General features: G+C 72.1%; 16 protein-coding genes. 9 read left to right on the top strand and 7 right to left on the bottom strand.

Going from position 1 to position 18,215, the window contains the following annotated elements:
• Positions 1-24: 24 nt before the first annotated feature.
• From SOM35_RS07650 to SOM35_RS07660, 3 genes are read right to left on the bottom strand one after another with little or no spacing between them, the layout of a single operon-like run.
• The gene (locus SOM35_RS07650; protein ID WP_320514965.1) at positions 25-924 is read right to left on the bottom strand and encodes an ABC transporter permease; all 900 of its coding nucleotides are present in this window, start codon (positions 922-924) and stop codon (positions 25-27) included.
• On the bottom strand, positions 911-1,903 hold the full coding sequence (locus SOM35_RS07655; protein ID WP_320514966.1) for an ABC transporter ATP-binding protein: 993 nt from the start codon (positions 1,901-1,903) through the stop codon (positions 911-913). The genes SOM35_RS07650 and SOM35_RS07655 overlap by 14 nt, the downstream gene beginning before the upstream one ends.
• Positions 1,900-2,967 carry a LolA family protein gene (locus tag SOM35_RS07660; RefSeq protein ID WP_320514967.1) on the bottom strand — a complete coding sequence of 356 codons (1,068 nt, stop codon included), beginning with the start codon at positions 2,965-2,967 and terminating at the stop codon, positions 1,900-1,902. Before SOM35_RS07660 ends, SOM35_RS07655 begins: the two co-directional genes overlap by 4 nt.
• A gap of 198 nt (positions 2,968-3,165) precedes the next feature.
• Here SOM35_RS07660 and SOM35_RS07665 point away from each other — a divergent pair, with 198 nt between their 5' ends.
• Positions 3,166-4,185 carry a sugar-binding transcriptional regulator gene (locus SOM35_RS07665; protein WP_320514968.1) on the top strand — a complete coding sequence of 340 codons (1,020 nt, stop codon included), beginning with the start codon at positions 3,166-3,168 and terminating at the stop codon, positions 4,183-4,185.
• 65 nt (positions 4,186-4,250) lie between these two features.
• Here the strand turns inward: SOM35_RS07665 and SOM35_RS07670 are convergent, their stop codons facing one another.
• The gene (locus SOM35_RS07670; RefSeq protein WP_320514969.1) at positions 4,251-4,775 is read right to left on the bottom strand and encodes a DinB family protein; all 525 of its coding nucleotides are present in this window, start codon (positions 4,773-4,775) and stop codon (positions 4,251-4,253) included.
• 190 nt (positions 4,776-4,965) lie between these two features.
• On the opposite strand from SOM35_RS07670, the gene SOM35_RS07675 reads away from it, so the two are divergent.
• On the top strand, positions 4,966-6,537 hold the full coding sequence (locus SOM35_RS07675) for an MFS transporter (protein WP_320514970.1): 1,572 nt from the start codon (positions 4,966-4,968) through the stop codon (positions 6,535-6,537).
• 115 nt (positions 6,538-6,652) lie between these two features.
• On the opposite strand, the gene SOM35_RS07680 is transcribed toward SOM35_RS07675, so the two are convergent.
• A complete protein-coding gene (locus tag SOM35_RS07680; RefSeq protein ID WP_111074733.1) occupies positions 6,653-7,666 on the bottom strand; it encodes a GTP-binding protein in 1,014 nt (337 codons plus the stop codon).
• A gap of 45 nt (positions 7,667-7,711) precedes the next feature.
• Between SOM35_RS07680 and ykgO the strand changes: the two genes are divergently transcribed.
• Both ykgO and SOM35_RS07690 read left to right on the top strand, forming a co-directional pair.
• Positions 7,712-7,834 carry a type B 50S ribosomal protein L36 gene (ykgO, locus tag SOM35_RS07685; protein ID WP_111074819.1) on the top strand — a complete coding sequence of 41 codons (123 nt, stop codon included), beginning with the start codon at positions 7,712-7,714 and terminating at the stop codon, positions 7,832-7,834.
• Positions 7,835-7,862: 28 nt separating this feature from the next.
• Complete coding sequence (locus SOM35_RS07690) at positions 7,863-8,519, top strand: histidine phosphatase family protein (protein ID WP_320514971.1); 657 nt, start codon at positions 7,863-7,865, stop codon at positions 8,517-8,519.
• Between the two features lie 136 nt (positions 8,520-8,655).
• Here SOM35_RS07690 and SOM35_RS07695 read toward each other — a convergent pair whose 3' ends face one another.
• A complete protein-coding gene (locus SOM35_RS07695; protein ID WP_181439225.1) occupies positions 8,656-10,398 on the bottom strand; it encodes a glycerol-3-phosphate dehydrogenase/oxidase in 1,743 nt (580 codons plus the stop codon).
• A 192-nt stretch (positions 10,399-10,590) separates the two neighbouring features.
• On the opposite strand from SOM35_RS07695, the gene SOM35_RS07700 reads away from it, so the two are divergent.
• The 3 genes from SOM35_RS07700 to ald all read left to right on the top strand — a co-directional run bounded on the left by SOM35_RS07700 (position 10,591) and on the right by ald (position 13,948).
• Complete coding sequence (locus SOM35_RS07700; protein ID WP_111074730.1) at positions 10,591-11,553, top strand: sugar-binding transcriptional regulator; 963 nt, start codon at positions 10,591-10,593, stop codon at positions 11,551-11,553.
• Positions 11,554-11,652: 99 nt separating this feature from the next.
• Positions 11,653-12,672 carry an AraC family transcriptional regulator gene (locus SOM35_RS07705; RefSeq protein ID WP_320514972.1) on the top strand — a complete coding sequence of 340 codons (1,020 nt, stop codon included), beginning with the start codon at positions 11,653-11,655 and terminating at the stop codon, positions 12,670-12,672.
• Positions 12,673-12,847: 175 nt separating this feature from the next.
• A complete protein-coding gene (ald, locus tag SOM35_RS07710) occupies positions 12,848-13,948 on the top strand; it encodes an alanine dehydrogenase (RefSeq protein ID WP_320515205.1) in 1,101 nt (366 codons plus the stop codon).
• A gap of 86 nt (positions 13,949-14,034) precedes the next feature.
• Here ald and SOM35_RS07715 read toward each other — a convergent pair whose 3' ends face one another.
• The gene (locus SOM35_RS07715; RefSeq protein WP_320514973.1) at positions 14,035-14,823 is read right to left on the bottom strand and encodes a tryptophan-rich sensory protein; all 789 of its coding nucleotides are present in this window, start codon (positions 14,821-14,823) and stop codon (positions 14,035-14,037) included.
• Positions 14,824-14,926: 103 nt separating this feature from the next.
• Here SOM35_RS07715 and SOM35_RS07720 point away from each other — a divergent pair, with 103 nt between their 5' ends.
• Both SOM35_RS07720 and SOM35_RS07725 read left to right on the top strand, forming a co-directional pair.
• Positions 14,927-15,910, top strand: a complete 984-nt coding sequence (locus SOM35_RS07720; protein ID WP_308118852.1) for a magnesium and cobalt transport protein CorA — start codon at positions 14,927-14,929, stop codon at positions 15,908-15,910.
• 101 nt (positions 15,911-16,011) lie between these two features.
• On the top strand, positions 16,012-18,147 hold the full coding sequence (locus tag SOM35_RS07725) for an alpha-galactosidase (RefSeq protein WP_320514974.1): 2,136 nt from the start codon (positions 16,012-16,014) through the stop codon (positions 18,145-18,147).
• Positions 18,148-18,215: the final 68 nt, after the last annotated feature.

The following is an 18,215-nucleotide window of genomic DNA, read 5'->3' on the forward strand; positions in this document are numbered from 1 at the left end:
TGTGGTGGGGACGTCCTCGTCCGTTCAGCTGAGGATGTCCTTGCTGGCGAACCGGCCGTACGCCAGCGCCCCGAACACGACCAGGTAGCCGAGCTGCAGCAGGGCGTTGCTGCCGAACGAGTCGAACGAGATCGGGTCGCGCAGCAGGTCGCCGAAGCCGAGCCACAGGTGCGAGAACAGGAACGGGTGCAGCCAGTCCAGCTGCGGCAGCTGGTCGAGCACCTGGGAGACGCCGGCGAGCACCACGGTCGCCGCCATCGCTCCGACCGGCACGTTCGTCAGGGTCGACGCGAACAAGCCGATCGCGACGAGCCCGAGCATCGACAGGGTGACGTAGAGCGCGAGCAGCAGGGCACGGGCGGCGTACGACCAGCCGTCCACCTGCGTGCCGGACAGCAGCGTCACCGGGCCGATCCGGAACAGCACGGCACCGATCGCCGCTCCCACGAGCACGACGAGCAGGGTGGCGGCGAGGCAGAAGGCGATCGCACCGGCGGTCTTCACCAGGATGAACCGCACCCGGCCGGTCGGCGCGACGAGCAGGTACCGCAGGGTGCCGTGACTCGCCTCGCCCGCCACGGTGTCACCCGCGACGACGCCGACGGTGAGCGGCAGGAACAGCGGGATCGACACGGTCAGCGCGGTGAACGCCACGAAGAGACCGTTGTTCGTGATGTCGCCGAGGAACGCCGGGCCGCCGCTGTCCTCGCCGGTGGTCAGTCGGACGGCGACGGCGATCAGGATCGGCACGGCGGCCAGGGCACCGAGCATCGCCCAGGTGCGGCGACGCCGGAAGACGAGTGCGAGTTCGGAGCCGAGCAGCGCGAACGGACGTGTCCGGCGGGCCGGGGCGGTGCCGTGGTCGGCGCTGCCGGTCGTCGCCGGGCGCTCGGCGGTGGTCGGGGTGGGGTCAGCCGGCGACATCGAATCCCTCTCCGGTCAGTGCGACGAACAGGTCCTCGAGCGTCCCGCCGCCGACGGCGAGCCCACGGACGCGGACGTCGGCACGGACGAGCTCGGCGGTGATGGTCTCCGGTTCGACGTCGGCGACCAGGTCGGCGACGAGCACGTCCGACCCGCCGTCCCGTCGTGGTGCCAGACCGAGACGCCCGAGGACGACCGCGGCCTGCCCGACGTCGGGGGTGCGGACCGTCACGGTGCGGGCACCGGCGGAGCGCAGGTCGTCGAGCGTGCCCTGCGCGACGAGCTGCCCGGTCCGCATCACGGCGGCGTGCGTGCAGACCTGTTCGATCTCGGCGAGCAGGTGGCTCGACACGAACACCGTGGTGCCGTCGTCGGCCAGGGAGCGGATGAGGTTGCGGACCTCGCGGGTGCCCTGCGGGTCGAGGCCGTTCGTCGGCTCGTCGAGCACCAGGAGTTCGCGCGGGGTGAGCAGGGCGTTCGCCAGCCCCAGCCGCTGCTTCATGCCGAGCGAGTACGCGTGCGCCTTCTTGTCGGCCGCGTGGGTCAGGCCGACGCGGTCCAGGGCGGACGCGACCCGTTCCTTCCGGCTGCGCGGGTCCGAGGTCGGGTCGGCGGCGTCGAACCGGGAGAGGTTCGCGCGTCCCGACAGGTACGGGTAGAACGCCGGACCCTCGACGAGCGCGCCGACCCGGGGGAGCACCGAGCGGAGGGCCGTGGGCATCGGCTCACCGAGCACCTGGATCGAGCCGCCGGTCGCGCTCGAGAGCCCGAGGAGCATCCGGATCGTGGTGGTCTTGCCGGAGCCGTTCGGTCCGAGGAACCCGAAGACCGACCCGCGGGGGACGGTCAGGTCGATGCCGTCCACCGCGCGCTGCTTGTGGAACACCTTGCGGAGTCCCTCGGTGCGGATGGCGAGGTCGGTGCGGACGGCGAGGTCCGTGCTGACGGCGCGGTCGGTGCCGGTCGGCGTCGTCGTCACTTGGCCGCGGCGACCAGGGCCGACACCGGCACCGCGCCCGCCAGGACCCGGCCGTCGTCGGTCAGGTAGACCGACACGAGCGAGGTCTGGACGGCACGACCGCCGTCGACCGCGGTGGTGAGCTGGTCGAGGAGACCGGAAGCGTCCGCGTCGAGCCCGGCCTGGTCGGCGCTGCCCGCGGGGAGGGCCACGACGGTGTCCCAGCCGCTGCCCGAGACGGTCGGGCGCTCGGCGCTGCCGGCGCCGTGGTGCCGCGCACCGGAGCCCGGCGTCGCGTCAGAGAGGTCCTTCGTGCTGACGTCCGCACCGGTCGGCGGGGTGAAGTCGAACAGGCGCGCGGCCGGGGCGCCGTAGTCGAGACTGGTGAACCCGACCTGGAACGCGGGGTCGTCCTTGCCGGCGGCGGTGACGGACGCGCGGAGGGGCAGCCCGGTCTGCTGGTCGACGGCGAGCTGGACCCGACCCACCAAGGTGTCCGAGGACTTCGGCGTCAGGGTCAGCAGCCAGGCGTCGTGCCCGGCGACCGAGGTCGCGACGGGCTTCGAGACCGTGGTGGTCGGCGTGATCGCGTCGATGGCCTGCTCCGCGACGTCCGTCGGCGTCGTTGTGCCGCTGCCCGGGGTCTGGGCAGATCGGCTGGGGAGCGTCGTCTTCGTCGCGGCGCGCTGCTTCGAGTCCCACGTCCACACGGTGCTGCCGTTGCGGATGAGGTCCTGCTCGGCGAGCTGCTCCGTCACCTGCACGCGCTGCTTGCTCGCCCCGTCGACGTAGACACGGGCGGTGTGCGACGCGGTGAGCAGGCTGAGGGCGTCCGAGGCGTTGCCCTCGAGCGAGGACCCGCCGGCACCGGTGGGGAGCTCCGGCAGGCCCAGGTCGCTCGTCTGCGAGAGCTTGCCCGAGTACCGCTCGTCCGAGGACTTCGCGATGCTGGCGATCACGGCCGCCGCGGTCGGGTGGTCCCCGGCGATCGGGGTGGACGCGGCCTGCGCGATGACGGGAGCGGCGACGACACCGGCCACGACGACGGGTGCGATCAGGGCCGGCAGCCAGACGGACTTCTTCATGGGTGGATCCCCTCGATGGAACGTCGGACCCCGCTGTGGAGCGCATCGGAGTCTCGAGCACGGTACGTCCGACAACCGACAGAACGCTGTGCTCTGCCGGGGGTCACGGGCCGCCGACGTGCGGCCGTCCGGCGCTACGATCACCGTGTCGTCCGCACGCCCGGTCGACGGCACCACACCCCGGGAGGCCTGCGCTCGATGTCCGACAGCACTGCGTCCGCCGGCCCGTCGGTCCCCGTCCCGGCCACGCCCGAGCAGCCGACGTCGGTGACGGTCCCCGAGGCCCAGCGCTCCCGGTTCCCGCTCGACACCGTCTACCAGGCCGCGCGGATGTACTACCTCGAGGACGCCACCCAGAACGAGATCGCGACGCGCCTCGGGGTCTCCCGCCCGACGGTGAGCCGGCTCGTGTCCGAGGCCCGTCGCGCCGGTCTGGTCCGGATCGAGGTCGTCGACCCCTTCCAGGACGAGACCGTCGCCCTGGCCGAACGGCTGCAGGTGGTGCTCGGTCTGCAGGCGGTGCACCTGGCCGCCGTCACGCACGCCGCGACCCTCGGCGTGGACCTGGCCGAGCCGGTCGCCGCCGCGGTGGCGGCGATGGGCCTGGCCCCGGGCGACGCCGTCCTGATGTCGTCCGGCAGCACGGTGCACGCGATCGCGCACGGGGCGATGCCGCCGATGCCGGGCGTGCAGCTCGTCCCGACCGTCGGCGGTCAGGCGGACCCGAACCAGTGGTTCCAGACGAACGAGATCACCCGAGCGGCCGCGGAGCGCTCGGGGGCGATCCCGACCTTCCTGTTCGCGCAGGCCCTGCCGTCGGAGGCGCTCCGGGCCTCCCTGGACGAGGACCCGGCGTTCCAGCACGTCGTCGGGCTCTGGACCCGGGCGAAGGGCGCGATCCTCGGCATCGGTGCGCCGGTCGTGACCCGGGACGCGATGGCCCGCGGGCTGCCGGTCGACGACGACGTCTTCGACCGGGCGACCGGCGACGTCTGCCTCAACTTCACCGGGCCGGACGGGGAGCCGATCGAGTTCCCGGGCAGCGACCGGATGGTGCGGACCTCACGAGAGGTCCTGGCCGCCGTGCCGCACGCGGTCGGCGTCGCCGTCGGTGCGGTCAAGGTGCCGAGCATCATCAGCGCCGTCCGGGGACGTCTGGTCAACGAGCTGGTCACTGATGCGGCGACCGCGCGAGCGCTGCTCGACGCCCTGGCCTGACGACGGTCGGCGGCCGTCTGTGGTCGGCTGTCTGCGTTCGTCGTCGGCCGGGAGGCCCGGATCGCTCAGCGCGCGTGCCGCACGTCCCACAGGTGGTGGACCGGGTCGTGGGCGTAGTAGACCGCGAGCGTCGCGACCGTGAAGCCGCTGCCGTCGGAGCGCCGCCCGGTGCGGTCGAGCTGGTCGTCACGGACGCCGGCGAAGGCCTGTGCGGCCCGACGAGCCGCGGCCTGCAGGTCCTCGGCGACCGTCGCCGGGTCCTGCTCGTCGTACCGGTCGGCGACGGCGGTCGCGTCCTGGTCCCAGTTCGGGAAGAGCGGGTCGTCCTCGGCGAGCATCAGCTCGAGGCGCTCGGTCATCTTCCGGTGCACGTCGCGGACGTGTGCGCCGTACTCCAGCGGCGACCAGGTCGCGTCGTCCGGGCGCTGCCGAACGTCATCGCGCCGGAGTTGCTCCGGCCACCCGGCGGTGTTCGCGTCGATGAGGTCGGGCACCTCGCGGATCGTCACGGCCGAGCCGTCGAACCCGCAGTCCGGGCAGGCCGACTCGATGACCCAGGTCCAGTTCTTCGTGTCCGGTTCGATCGGCATGGCGAGAAGTTACCAGGATGTGACCGTCCCGCCCGATCCGCACGGGGCTGCTGATCGGGCATGACCCCCGTCCGGGTGACAGCTGCGAACCTGGCAGTCTCCGCTGGATGACATTGCAGTCGCTCGGTAACGTCGTCGGCTGTTGCTTCCAGGCCGGAACGACCGGCCGAGCGGACCAGAGGAGAGACGGATGGGTTCCGACCCCAGCAGTACCGAGCGCCCCGACATCCGGGAGGACGGGTCACCACGGAGTGACCGGTCGTTCGGGAGGCCCGGGCGCAGGCCTGCTCGTCGCCTCCGCGAGAGCGACGTCACCGTCGTCGACAAGGGCATGATGCGCCGGGCGGTCGGCGGCATGGTGGTCGGCAACACGATGGAGTGGTACGACGTCGGCGTGTACGGCTACCTCGCCGTCACGATGGGCCGCGTCTTCCTGCCGACGGCCGAGCCCGGGGTGCAGGTCCTCTTCAGCCTCGGGGTGTTCGCGGCGACGTACATCGCCCGCCCCCTCGGCGGCATCGTCTTCGGGCGACTCGGGGACCGCATCGGCCGCCAGAAGGTCCTGGCGACGACGCTCATCATGATGGCGGCGTCCACCGTGCTCATCGGAGCGCTGCCGGACTTCGCGCTGATCGGCGTCATGGCGCCGGTGCTGCTCGTCGTGCTCAAGCTGCTGCAGGGCTTCTCGACCGGCGGTGAGTACGCCGGGGCCACGACCTTCATCACCGAGTACGCCCCGGACCGCCGCCGTGGGTTCTTCGCCAGCTTCCTGGACCTCGGCAGCTACATGGGCTTCGCACTCGGCGCCTCCGTGGTCACGGTCCTGCAGATCGTCCTCGGTGAGCAGACGATGACCGCGTGGGGCTGGCGGCTGCCGTTCCTGCTCGCCGGCGTGATCGGCGTCGTCGCCGTGTACTTCCGCCTGCGCATCGAGGAGTCCCCGGTGTTCCAGGCCACCCAGGCGGCGCAGGAGGCGTCGACCGAGGCCCGTGCCGACGCCGAGGGCCGACCGGCCACGGTGTTCGCGATGGTCCGGCAGTACTGGCGCCCCATCGTCATCGCCGTGATGCTCGTCGCCGCGTCGAACACGGTCGGCTACGCCCTGACCTCGTACATGCCGACGTACCTCACCGACTCGCTCGGCTACTCCGCCATCGACGGCACCCTGCTGACGATCCCGGTGCTCGTGCTCCTGGCGCTGATGCTCCCGCTGACCGGACGGCTGTCCGACCGACTCGGTCGACGCACGGTGATGTGGATCGGCGCCGCGACGACGATCGTGCTCGTGCTGCCGGCGTTCATGCTCATCGGCCACGGCGAGCAGTGGTCGACGCTGCTCGGTCTGGCGCTGCTCGCACTGATGACCGCGCTCTGGGTGTCGAACCAGGCGGCGTCGCTGCCGGCGCTCTTCCCGACCTCGACGCGGTACGGCGGCATGGGCTTCGCGTACAACATCGCCATCGCCGTGTTCGGTGGGACGACGCCGCTCATCGTGCAGGCGCTCCTCGACGCGACCGGCAACGAGCTGGCACCGGCGTACTTCCTCATGGCGACGAGCGTCCTCGGGGCGGTCGGGGTGTTCTGCATGAAGGAGTCCTCGCAGCGCCCACTGCCCGGCTCGATGCCCGCCGTGGAGACCAGCGACGAGGCCCGCGAGCTCGTGCGCACGCAGGACACCAACCCCCACCTGGACCTCGGCGACCTGCCGTTCGGGGTCGTGGACGCGGCCACCCCGGAGCCGGCGGGCGAGCGCGGGCGCTGACCCGCGCCTCCCGTCCGTCCCCCCGCGGAACACCGGTGTTCGTCCGTCACACCGCGACCTGCGGGTGTTCGACAGACGAACACCGGTGTTTCGCAGCCCCGCGCGCGCTGCGGCGTCACTCGCCGCGGTCGAGTGCCGGCCAGACCGGGAACGGGTCGGCCCAGGACCGCCAGAGGTCCGGGCCGGCCAGCAGTTCCGACGGGGTGATGAGCGCCCCGTCGAGGGCGCGGCTGAGCCGGTCGACGTCGAGCCCCTCGCCGACGAACCAGAGCGCCTGGCCGATCGGGGCGTCCTCGTCCCAGGACGGGTTCGCGGTCGGGTCCAGGGCGAGCATCGCGCCGACGCTCGACCACGAGCCGACGTGGTCCGGTCGCGACGCCAGGCGGAAGAACCCGCGCGACCGCAGCACCCGGCCCTGCGGCCCCGCGACCAGGTCGTGTTCGACGACGTCGGCCAGCCGCGCGGGGTGGAACGGCAGCGGGTCGCGGTAGCGGAAGGCGGTCAGCCCGTCGGCGTGCCGGAACCGGAGGTCGTGGTCGGTCGACAGGGCGAGCATCCAGCCCGCCGCCCCGGCCAGGACGCGCGCGGCGGCACCGTTCGAGGCCGGCAGGTCGTCGGCGCTCCGGAGCCGCACGTCGGCGAGCACGACGGCCTGCGGTGCGCAGCGGTGCACGACGGCGACGAGGGCCCGGCGGCGGGCGACCGGCAGGCGTTCGGTGCCCTGGAGCACGATGACGGTCGCGTACTCGACCAGGGCCGCGAGCCGTTCCGCGGCGACGAAGGCGTCGTCGACGCCGGACCAGAGCAGGTGCTCGACGTCGCCCGCACGGAGGACCGACACCACGTGGTCGATCACCCGGTCGTCGCCGGTCTCGGCGCGGGCGGCGTTCGCGAGCATCATCGCCACCGCTCGGGCGTCGCCCCACGCCGGCAGCGTGACGACGAGGGAGTGCCGGGCGTCAGGACCGCAGACCTCGGCCAGGTGGTCCGCCCGGTCCGCAACGGCCCGGGCGGCTGCGAGCGCACTGCCCGCGGCGTGCATCCGGTGGCCGTCCGACAGCCGGGAGGCGACGCGTGCGGCATCGGCGTCGTGGAGCGCGGAGACGAGGGTGATCGGGACGGTCGACATGTGCAGTACGGTACATGAAAACCGTTCTCAACAAGGAGGCTCGTGGTGAAGGTCCGCAACTCGCTCAAGGCACTGAAGAAGATCCCCGGCTCGCAGATCGTCCGCCGCCGCGGACGCGTCTACGTCATCAACAAGAAGAACCCGCGCTGGAACACCCGGCAGGGGTGACGTCCGGGTCGATCCGTAGGGTGAGGGCATGCGACTGCTCCTCGTCCGCCACGGACAGACCCCCGCCAACGTGACCGGCCTGCTCGACGCCGAGGTGCCCGGACCCGGGTTGACCGACCTCGGGCAGGAGCAGGCCGAGGCGCTGCCCGCGGCCCTCGGCGACCGGGGGATCGAGCGGCTCTTCACCTCGTCCATGGTGCGCACGCAGATCACCGCCGCGCCGCTCGCCCGGGCGCTCGACCTCGAGCCGGTGGTGCTGCCCGGCCTCCGCGAGATCGAGGCCGGCGACCTGCAGGGCAAGCGCGACACCGTGTCGGTGCAGAGCTACCTGGCGGCGGCCTACGCCTGGGCGGCGGGGGACCGCGACGAGCGGATGCCGGGCGCCGAGGACGGGCACGCCTTCTTCGCCCGCTACGACGACGCCGTGCAGCAGATCGAGGCGACCGGTGCCGAGGTCGCCGCGGCGTTCAGTCACGGTGCGGCGATCCGGATCTGGGCTGCGGTGACCGCGCAGAACGTGCCGGCCGACCTCGGTCGGAACCGGCACCTGGAGAACACCGGCGTCGTCGAGCTCGAGGGATCGACCGCGGACGGCTGGCGCCTCGTGGACTGGGCGGGGGAGCCGATCGGCGGCGACGACCTCGCCGACCTGGGCGCGCAGGACCCGACCGGCGAGCGGTTCTGACGGGCCCGGCCCGCGCCTCCAGTCCGACCCGCGGTCCTCGCGGTCCCCGCGCGTCCTCGCGAAACGCAACCTGGGCGGCTCCTCGCAGCGTGATGTCGCTGCGGAGAACCGCCCAGGTTGCGTCGTGCGGGAGGGGTCAGGCGAGCTGCGACGCGGAGGTCAGCGGCACGATGACGCCGTGCGACTCGCGGAGGACGTCGAGGGTGCGCTGGATCTCGTCCGCGCGCTCCTCGGTCGTCCAGCCGAGGGTCTCGGCCATGACGTCGGCCAGCTCGTCGAGCAGATCGATCGTGACGCCACCGACGAACGCGAGGTTCGTGCGGCGCAGCACCACGTCGATCAGGTGCACGGCCTGCTCACGCTCGGCGAAGTACCGGACCTCGCCGCGGGTGATCGTGCCGTCGGACTCGAGCGGCTCGACCGGGCCGGTGACCAGGACGTCGACGACCTCGGCGGCACGGGTGCCGTAGCGCTCGAGCAGACGGTCGACCGTCTCCGACGCCAGGCCGTCACGGTGCGACTTGATCCACAGCGCACGCTGCCCGTCGGTGGTCGGGAAGTCCTTGCCACCGCCGATCGGCATGCCGGTCGTGTCGACCTTGCGGGTCACGCCGAGCTTCGTCGTGATGTCCGTGGACAGGTGCGCGGCGAGGGCACGGAAGGTCGTCCACTTGCCACCGACGAGCGACAGGACGGTGGTCTTCGGCAGACCCGCGATCGGGGTGTCGACGATCCGGTAGTCACGCGACACGAACCCGGGGGCGGTGTCCTCGTGGCGGGGGAGCGGACGGATGCCCGAGTAGCGGTAGACGATGTGGTCGCGGCCCAGCTCGATCTGCGGGAAGACGTGCTTCACCAGGCCGAAGAAGTAGTCGACCTCTTCCTCGGTGCAGACGGCCGGCTCGGACGGGTCGGCGTCGATGTCGGTGGTGCCGATGAGGACCCGGCCCTTGAGCGGGTAGATGAGGACGATGCGGCCGTCGTTGTTCTCGAAGAACAGCTCGCGGCCCTTCGTCGCCTCGAGGAGCTCGGGGTTGTCGACGACGATGTGCGAGCCCTTGGTGCCGCCCATGTACTTCGTCTCGCCACCGAACGCCTCGTTGGTCAGGTCGGTCCAGGGGCCGGAGGCGTTCACGACGACGTCCGCGGTGAACACGAACTCCTCGCCGGTCTCGCGGTCACGGAGCAGGACGCCGCCGTCGCGGCTGCCGGCGGCCTCGACGTAGTTGGTCGCACGGGCGGTCGCGTCGGACCCGGTGCCGGTGCTGGCGGCCAGACCGTCCTTGAGCACGTCGAGCGCCAGGCGCTCCGGCTCGTGGACCGAGGCGTCGTAGTAGGTGCCGGTGTACTTGAGGTCGCGGTTCAGGGCCGGCATGTCCTGCAGCGCGGCCTTCTTGGTGCGGAAGACGTGCTTCGGGACCGAGCCGCCGTCGCGGGAGAACGAGTCGTAGATCGTCATGCCGATCTTGATGAGCATCGCGCCGCGCTCCTTCGTGGAGCGCTGCTTGTGCGTCAGCATGCGCAGCGGGGCGTTCATGATGCCGGAGAAGGTCGAGAAGATCGGCATCGTCGTCTGCAGCGGCTTGACGTAGTGCGGGGCGATGCGGATCAGGCCGTTGCGCTCCTGCACGCTCTCGCGCACCAGGCGGAACTCGCCGTTCTCGAGGTAGCGGATGCCGCCGTGGATCATGTGGCTCGACGCGGCCGAGGCGCCGGAGGCGTAGTCGCCACGCTCGACGAGGGCGACGTCGACGCCCTGCAGGGCGAGGTCGCGGAAGGTGGCGATGCCGTTGATGCCACCACCGACGATGAGGACCTGTGCGTTCGGGCGTCCGGTGAGGGCGGTGACCGTGTTCCTGGGCTGCGTCTTCTTCGACATGGTCGTTCGCATCGCTTTCTGGGGTCGGTTCGTTGGTACTCCGTCGATCGTGCGCTCGTCGGAACGCGTGGGCAACCTGCGTGCACGGACGTGCAGAACGGTTGTCGCGCCTGGCGTCCCGTGGTGCGTCTGTGCGGACGGGAGGCGCGGACGGGGTTGCAGAGGTCGTGCACGTCCGTGCATGCTCGGTCCATGAGCGATGCCGCCCAGCCCGTGCGCACCCAGCAGGCCCTGCGGGCCGCACACCTCTACTACCTGCAGGACCTGACGATGGACGCCATCGCCGACGAGCTCGGCACGTCCCGCTCGTCGGTGTCCCGTCTGCTCAAGTACGCGCGGGACACCGGACTCGTCGACATCCAGATCCGCTCGCCCCTCGACCAGGCCGCCGCGCTCAGCCGCAGCATCCGCGCCCGCTTCGGTGTCCACGCCCACGTCGTTCCGGTGCCGGACCACACGAGCGACGTCGACCGCCTGGAGCGGGTCGCCCTGTCGGCCGCGCGGATCCTGACGCAGTACATCGAGTCGAACATGGTGATCGGCATCTCGTGGGGGTCGACGGTCAGCGCCGTCAGCCGGTACCTCGTGCCGAAGACCACGCACGGCTCCACGATCGTGCAGGTGAACGGCGCGGCCAACACCCGGACGACGGGCATCGTCTACGCCTCCGAGATCCTCCGGCGGTTCGGCGAGGCCTACGGCGCCCTCGTGCAGCAGTTCCCGGTGCCGGCGTTCTTCGACGACCCCGCCACCAAGGCCGCGCTGTTCCGGGAGCGCTCGATCCGCCGCGTGCTCGACCTGCACGAACGGATGGACGTCGTCGTGTTCGGGGTCGGCGCCCCGCAGGCCCCGGTGCCCTCGCACGTCTACTCCGGCGGGTACCTGGACCCGTCCGACCAGGAGGAGCTCGTCACCGCGCAGGTCGTCGGCGACGTCTCGACCGTCTTCTACCGCGCGGACGGGTCGTGGAAGGACATCGGGGTGAACGCCCGGGCCGGTGCGCCGGACCTCGACACGATCAAGCGCGCACCGCGGCGGATCTGCGTGGTCGCCGGGCGGGGCAAGGCGGCGTCGCTCCGCGGAGCCCTGGCGGCGGGGCTCGTGACGGACCTGATCCTCGACGAGAGCGTGGGGCAGGCGATCCTGCAGAACTGACCGGTGACCCGGAGCCCGGACGGGGAACCCCGGTCGTGTCCCCGCTTCTGGGGTGGACGGACCGGCCAGGATGTCGGTGGCCTGATCTACCGTCGGAGCATGGTGCTCTCTCCCGAAGCCGGTCCGTCCGTCGCCCGCCCCTCCGGCAGCGTCGAGCGGCCCCGAGCCGTGCCGCGGCAGGACACGCGCTCCTACCGCCGGCTCGCGGGGACCGACATCGACCAGGCCATGGCGTTCTTCACCGCCGACTACGACCTGAAGGCCCCGGTCATCCGACGCACCCGCCCGGACACGCTCTGGGACTTCGCCGGGGTCACCGACGAGCGGATGTCGCTCCGGACCTCCCGGTTCGGTGTCGACCTGCGCAGCCAGAGCCAGTCCGACGACGTCATCGTCGCGTGGCTCCGCAGCGGCAGCAGCACCATCACGTTCAAGGGGCGCTCCGTCGACCTGGTGCAGGGGGTGCCGATGGTCCTGCCGTCCGAGGTCTACGACCTGCACCACCGTGACATCGGGCTGAACCTCGTGCACCTGGACCGGACGTTCCTCACCGACCTGGTCGGCGACGAGACCTTCGCCTTCGAACCGCTCGAGCGACCCGACCCCGAGGGACTGCGCATCTGGCAGGAGACCGTCCGTCGGCACTCGTCGACGTGGCTGCAGGTCGACAACGAGCTCTCCGCCGTCGCGCGCCGGGACATCGCCGAGGCCTTCGCGACCGCCGCCGTCCGGGCGTTCCCGCGACGCAGCACCTGGCGTGCCGCCGTCTCGGGCACCGGACCGGAACACCAGCGCCTGCGCCGTGCGCTCGACTACGTGCACGCCCACGCCCGTGAGCCGATCGGCACCCCGGAGATCGCCGCGGCCGCCGGTCTCAGCCCGCGCGGGTTGCAGCAGTCGCTCCGTCGGCACCTCGACCAGACCCCCGGTGAACTGCTCCGCTCGGTGCGGCTCGACGGTGCGCGCGAGGACCTGCGGCGGGCCGAGCGTGACGAGACCTCGGTGGCGGACATCGCCCGCGGGTGGGGCTTCGGGCACCTCGGCCGGTTCTCGGCCGCGTTCCGGTCCCGCTTCGGCGAGCTGCCGAGCGACACCCTGCGCTCGCGCCTACGTCGCTGATCGCAGTCGGCCGGCGTGCCGTGCTGCGTTCGGTGGAAGCGGTCTCACGCGCCGCGGTACCGAACACCGTGACACCGAACTCCGTCGAGACGGGTGATCGTTCGGTCTGACCACAGCCATGACGAACACGCGGCTGAATGGTGGGACCGAGCAACTGCCCACGAAGGAGTCCGTCATGCGCATCGGCGTCCCCACCGAGATCAAGAACAACGAGTTCCGCGTCGCCGCCACCCCCGCCGGGGTCGCCGAGCTGACGATGCACGGACACCAGGTGCTCGTACAGGCCGGCGCCGGGACGGGATCGGCGTTCACCGACGACGAGTACACCGCGGCCGGCGCGACCGTCGTGTCGGAGGCCCGGCAGGTCTGGGACCAGGCCGAGATGGTGCTCAAGGTCAAGGAGCCCGTGGCGTCCGAGTACCCGCTGATCCGCGAGGGGCAGGTGCTCTTCACCTACCTGCACCTGGCCGCCGACCGTCCGCTGACCTCGGCGCTCGTCGAGTCCGGTGCGACGGCGATCGCCTACGAGACCGTGCAGCTGCCGGACCGGTCGCTGCCGCTGCTGTCGCCGATGTCCGAGATCGCCGGTCGTCTCTCCGCCCAGGTCGGCGCGCACCACCTGATGCGCGCGACCGGCGGTCGAGGCCTGCTCCTCGGTGGCGTCCCGGGCACGCCGAAGGGTCGGGTCGTGGTGATCGGCGGCGGGGTCGCGGGGGAGCACGCGGCGACGATCGCGCTCGGGATGGGTGCCGAGGTGACCGTCTTCGACATCAGCCTGCCGCGCCTCCGGGCGCTCGACGCGCGGTTCGACGGCCGGGTGACGACGCTCCGGTCGAACCCGCTCGCCATCGCCGCGGCCGTGGCGGACGCCGACCTGGTCATCGGGTCGGTGCTGATCCCGGGAGCCTCGGCGCCGAAGCTCGTCACCGACGCGATGGTGGCCGACATGCGAGCCGGCTCGGTGCTGGTCGACATCGCGATCGACCAGGGCGGGTGCTTCGAGGGCTCGCGGCCGACCACGCACGACGACCCGACCTTCATGGTGCACGACGCCGTCTACTACTGCGTGGCGAACATGCCCGGTGCGGTACCCCGCACCAGCACGATCTCGCTGACGAACGCGACGCTGCCGTACGCCGTGGCCATCGCGGACCAGGGGTGGGAGCGGGCGCTCGACGCGGACCCGGCTCTCGCCCTCGGCCTCAACGTGCACGCGGGGCGGGTCACGAACGACGCCGTCGCCGCAGCGCACGGGTTGGTGGCCGCCGGGCGCTGAGCCTGCCGGGGGCCCGGCGGCGGGGCGGGGTGAGGCGCGACTCCCGACCGGGTCCGACGCCCGCGCCGGGCGTCGGCCCGACCGGGTCAGGCGGCGCGCAGTGCGGCCGGACGTGCCGCCCAGCCGGCCCGCGCACGGGCCACGAGCGTCACCACGACGACCACCACGGTCGCACCGACGGCGGTGACGGCGGTCGGCACCGAGACCAGCGGCCCGTCGAGGCGGGCGACCGCGACCCACGCCAGACCCCAGCCGAGCGACAGGGTCGGCGAGATCCGCCCCCGTCCGGTCACGGCGACGAGGACCCCGACGAGTCCGGCGACCGCCGCGACGACGACGCCCCAGACGTCCTGCCCGAGACCGAACCCGCGGAAGCCCGCTGCTGTCAGGACCGCGGCCGTGTTCGCCGCCGTCGCGACGCACACCCAGCCGAGGTAGAGCCCGAACGTGCCGTCGGTGATGACCGCTTCGAGGCGACCCGACGGCCGCGTGCGCCGGAGCACCACGAAGGCCCAGGCGAGCACGCCGAGCAGCGCGACGATGATCGGTTCGCTCAGCCACAGGTACCCGAACTGCACGGACAGGATCCAGGCCGCGTTGAGCAGCAAGGACAGCGTCGCGGGCACGGCGAGCCGGTCGTGGCGGGCGCGGTCGGCGGTGCGGGGGAGGAACTGCCACACGGCGAAGGCGATGAGCCCGACGTAGATGACGCTCCAGATCCCGAACGCCGGGCCGCCCGGGGCGATCGCCGTCGACGAGGCCGACAGTGCGCCGTCCGCCGCCTCGGCGATCGGGGTGCCGCCGGCCGCGCCGGACCCGATGAACGAGCCCACCACGGCGACGACGGCGCTCACCGCGATCACGATCTTCCGCATCCACCGCATGGTCGTTCCTTTCGTCAGCATGCTGAGGACCTGGACGCTACGCCCTCCCGCCGTCGTTCGCCCACCCGTTGCCCAGGGTGCGTACGGTGGTGCCGTGACCGTCGAGTTGAACACCGTGTACGTGGACCGCATCGCTCCGACGGCGAGCCACTCGCTCGACGACAGCTTCCGGATGATCGAGGAGCAGGGTGCCTCCGCGTGCATCGTGCTGGACCGGCCGGACGCGGTCGAGCTCGGGGACGTCGCCGTCGCCCTGGGGCTGCACGAACTGGCGGTCGAGGACTCCGCCGAGGGGCACCAGCGTCCGAAGCTCGAACGGTACGGGTCGACCCTCTTCGCCGTGTTGAAGCCCGCCGTGTACCGCGACGCCGAAGAAGAGGTGGAGTTCGGCGAGGTGCACGCCTTCGTCGGCCAGGACTTCTTCCTGGCCGTCGTGCAGGCCGACCCGCGCGGCCCGGGCACCGTCCCGCGCGCACTGCAGCGGATGAGCGGCAAGCCCGGCCTGGTCACCGCCGGGTCGCAGGCGCAGCTCTGGGCGTTGATGGACTCGATCGTGGACGACTACCGCCCGGTCATCGACGGCCTGGAGGAGGACATCAACCAGATCGAGGGACAGCTGTTCTCCGGTTCCGCCGGGGTGTCCCGCCGCGTCTACGAACTGTTCGGCGAGGTCGTCGACTTCCAGCGGGCAGCGCGACCGCTCATCCGGATGATCGAGGACCTGCACCGCGGCGCCGAGAAGTACCACCTGCCGGTCGAGTTGCAGCGACGCTTCCGCGACGTGCTGGACCACGCCATCCGGGTCGTCGAGCGCCTGGACACCTTCCGGCAGCTGCTGCAGAACGCGCTGACGGTCGACTCGACCCTGGCCGCGCAGAAGCAGAACGACGACACGAAGCGGATCTCCGGCTGGGCGGCGATCCTGTTCGCCCCGACCCTCATCGCGGCGATCTACGGCATGAACTTCACACACATGCCCGAGCTGTCGTGGACCTGGGGCTACCCGCTCTCGATCCTGGCGATGGTGCTGTTCGCCGCGGTCCTGTACGCCGTGTTCAAGGCCAAACGCTGGTTCTGAGTGCACCAGCCGCTGGTTCTGAGTGCACCAGCGCGTCGGGTTGCGGCGCACCGCCCGGGACCGGGAGGCTCGTCCCCGTCCGTCCGCACCGAGGAGACCCGATGTCGCAGCTCCCCACCGTCCCCGTCCACCTGAGCGCCGCCGGCGTCTCCCTGGTGCTCGACTGCTCGGACGGCCGCCTGCCCGCCGTCGTGCACTGGGGTGCTGCCCTCGGGGAGTCGTCGGACGCCGAACTGACCGCGCTCGCCCAGGCCGACGTCCTGCCGCTGCAGCCGAGCACGCCCGACGTCGCCGTCCGCCTCAGCGTGGTGCCGGAGGCGCACACCGGCTGGACGGGTCGTCCCGGCCTCGTCGGACACCGCGACGGCGCCGACTGGTCGCCCGCGTTCACGGTCTCGGACGTCACCCGGACCGGCGACGTGGGCGCACTGCAGCGCCTGGTCGTGGACGCCGCGGACGAGGTCGCCGGGCTGGCGCTCCGCCTCGAGATCGAGATGCTCGTGTCGGGCCTGGTGCGCCTGCGCGCCGCGGTGACGAACACCGCCGACGGCACCTACACGCTCGACGACCTGACGGTGGCGCTCCCCGTCCCCGGCCGGGCCCGCGAGGTCCTGGACTTCGCCGGACGCTGGGGCAAGGAACGCACCCCGCAGCGCCACGAGCTCGTCGTCGGCACCCACCAGCGCGAGGGCCGTCGTGGCCGGACCGGTCCGGACGCCGCCACGGTGCTCAGCGTCGGGACGCCCGGGTTCGGCTTCGCGAGCGGCGAGGTGTGGGGCGTGCACGTCGGCTGGAGCGGCAACCACCGCCACCACGCCGAACGGGTCAGCGACGGGCGACAGGTCGTCGGCGGCGGCGAACTGCTCCTGCCCGGCGAGGTCCGTCTCGAGCGCGACGCGACCTACTCCGGGCCGTGGGTGTACGGCGCGTACGGGGACGGCCTCGACGCGCAGGCCCGCCGCTTCCACGACTGGCTCCGGCAGCGACCGCAGCACCCGAGCCGCCCCCGCCCGATGACGATCAACGTCTGGGAAGCGGTCTACTTCGACCACGACCTGGCGCGCCTGACGGACCTGGCCGACCGTGCAGCACGGATCGGCGTCGAGCGGTTCGTCCTCGACGACGGCTGGTTCCGGGGACGCCGGGACGACCGGGCCGGCCTGGGGGACTGGTTCGTCGACGAGGACGTCTGGCCGGACGGGCTCGCCCCGCTCGTCGACCACGTCCGGGCGCTCGGCATGGAGTTCGGCCTCTGGTTCGAGCCGGAGATGGTCAACGAGGACAGCGACCTGGCCCGGGAGCACCCGGAGTGGATCATGCAGGCGGACGGTCGACTGCCGGTCCGTGCCCGCAACCAGCAGGTGCTCGACCTGGCGATCCCGGCGGCGTACGAGTACGTCCTGGACCGCCTGACCGCGGTGATCGGCGAGGTCGGCGTCGACTACGTCAAGTGGGACCACAACCGCGACCTGGTCGAGGCCGGCACCCGTGGCGCCGGTGCCGCCGTCCACGAGCAGACCCTCGCCGCCTACCGGCTGATGGCGACGCTGAAGGAACGGTTCCCCGCGCTCGAGATCGAGTCGTGCTCGTCCGGTGGCAGCCGCGTCGACCTCGGCGTCATCGAGCACACCGACCGCGTCTGGACGTCGGACTGCATCGACCCGCTCGAGCGGCAGCAGATGAACCGCTGGACCATGCAGCTGCTGCCCGCCGAGATGCTCGGCTCGCACATCGCCAGCGGCACGAACCACACGACCGGACGGCAGCACACGCTGGCCTTCCGCGCCGGCACCGCGCTGTACGGGCACCTGGGCATCGAGTGGGACCTGGCACGGGCGACCGAGGCCGAGGAGCGCGAGCTCACCGAGTGGATCGACACCTACAAGCAGGTCCGGCCGCTGCTGCACGGTGGCGACCTGGTCCGGGTCGACCAGGCGGACGACACGCAGCTGGTCTACGGGTCGGTCGCGTCGGACCGCCGACAGGCCCTGTTCTTCCTGGCCGTCGTCGGCCGTTCCGAGGTCAGCCCGCGCGGTCGGATCACGTTCCGTGGTCTGGACCCGGAGACCCGGTACCGCGTCGACCCGCTCGTCATCGGCGACGTGCCCGGCCTCGAGCCGGCACCGTGGTGGTCCGGCGACCGCGTCTTCTCGGGCCGTGCGCTCGAGGTGGTCGGCGTCCAGGCCCCGATGACGTTCCCCGAGACGGTGGTGCCGTTCCGCGTGACGGCCGTCTGACCACCAGGCCGGGAGGCCCGGATCACCATCCGCAGGTCGGGACCGGTCCGCCGGTGGTGGGCCGGGCC

Origin of the sequence: Curtobacterium sp. CFBP9011 (assembly GCF_034045095.1) — a bacterium.
Classification (GTDB): domain Bacteria; phylum Actinomycetota; class Actinomycetes; order Actinomycetales; family Microbacteriaceae; genus Curtobacterium.

What these genes read in the sequence shown, in the direction of transcription:
- SOM35_RS07650 (WP_320514965.1), bottom strand. Translation starts at nt 924, where the DNA reads ATGTCGCCGGCTGACCCCACCCCGACCACCGCCGAGCGCCCGGCGACG.
- SOM35_RS07660 (WP_320514967.1), bottom strand. Translation starts at nt 2,967, where the DNA reads ATGAAGAAGTCCGTCTGGCTGCCGGCCCTGATCGCACCCGTCGTCGTG.
- SOM35_RS07665 (WP_320514968.1), top strand. Translation starts at nt 3,166, where the DNA reads ATGTCCGACAGCACTGCGTCCGCCGGCCCGTCGGTCCCCGTCCCGGCC.
- SOM35_RS07670 (WP_320514969.1), bottom strand. Translation starts at nt 4,775, where the DNA reads ATGCCGATCGAACCGGACACGAAGAACTGGACCTGGGTCATCGAGTCG.
- SOM35_RS07675 (WP_320514970.1), top strand. Translation starts at nt 4,966, where the DNA reads ATGGGTTCCGACCCCAGCAGTACCGAGCGCCCCGACATCCGGGAGGAC.
- SOM35_RS07680 (WP_111074733.1), bottom strand. Translation starts at nt 7,666, where the DNA reads ATGTCGACCGTCCCGATCACCCTCGTCTCCGCGCTCCACGACGCCGAT.
- SOM35_RS07690 (WP_320514971.1), top strand. Translation starts at nt 7,863, where the DNA reads ATGCGACTGCTCCTCGTCCGCCACGGACAGACCCCCGCCAACGTGACC.
- SOM35_RS07695 (WP_181439225.1), bottom strand. Translation starts at nt 10,398, where the DNA reads ATGTCGAAGAAGACGCAGCCCAGGAACACGGTCACCGCCCTCACCGGA.
- SOM35_RS07700 (WP_111074730.1), top strand. Translation starts at nt 10,591, where the DNA reads ATGAGCGATGCCGCCCAGCCCGTGCGCACCCAGCAGGCCCTGCGGGCC.
- SOM35_RS07705 (WP_320514972.1), top strand. Translation starts at nt 11,653, where the DNA reads ATGGTGCTCTCTCCCGAAGCCGGTCCGTCCGTCGCCCGCCCCTCCGGC.
- ald (WP_320515205.1), top strand. Translation starts at nt 12,848, where the DNA reads ATGCGCATCGGCGTCCCCACCGAGATCAAGAACAACGAGTTCCGCGTC.
- SOM35_RS07715 (WP_320514973.1), bottom strand. Translation starts at nt 14,823, where the DNA reads ATGCGGAAGATCGTGATCGCGGTGAGCGCCGTCGTCGCCGTGGTGGGC.
- SOM35_RS07725 (WP_320514974.1), top strand. Translation starts at nt 16,012, where the DNA reads ATGTCGCAGCTCCCCACCGTCCCCGTCCACCTGAGCGCCGCCGGCGTC.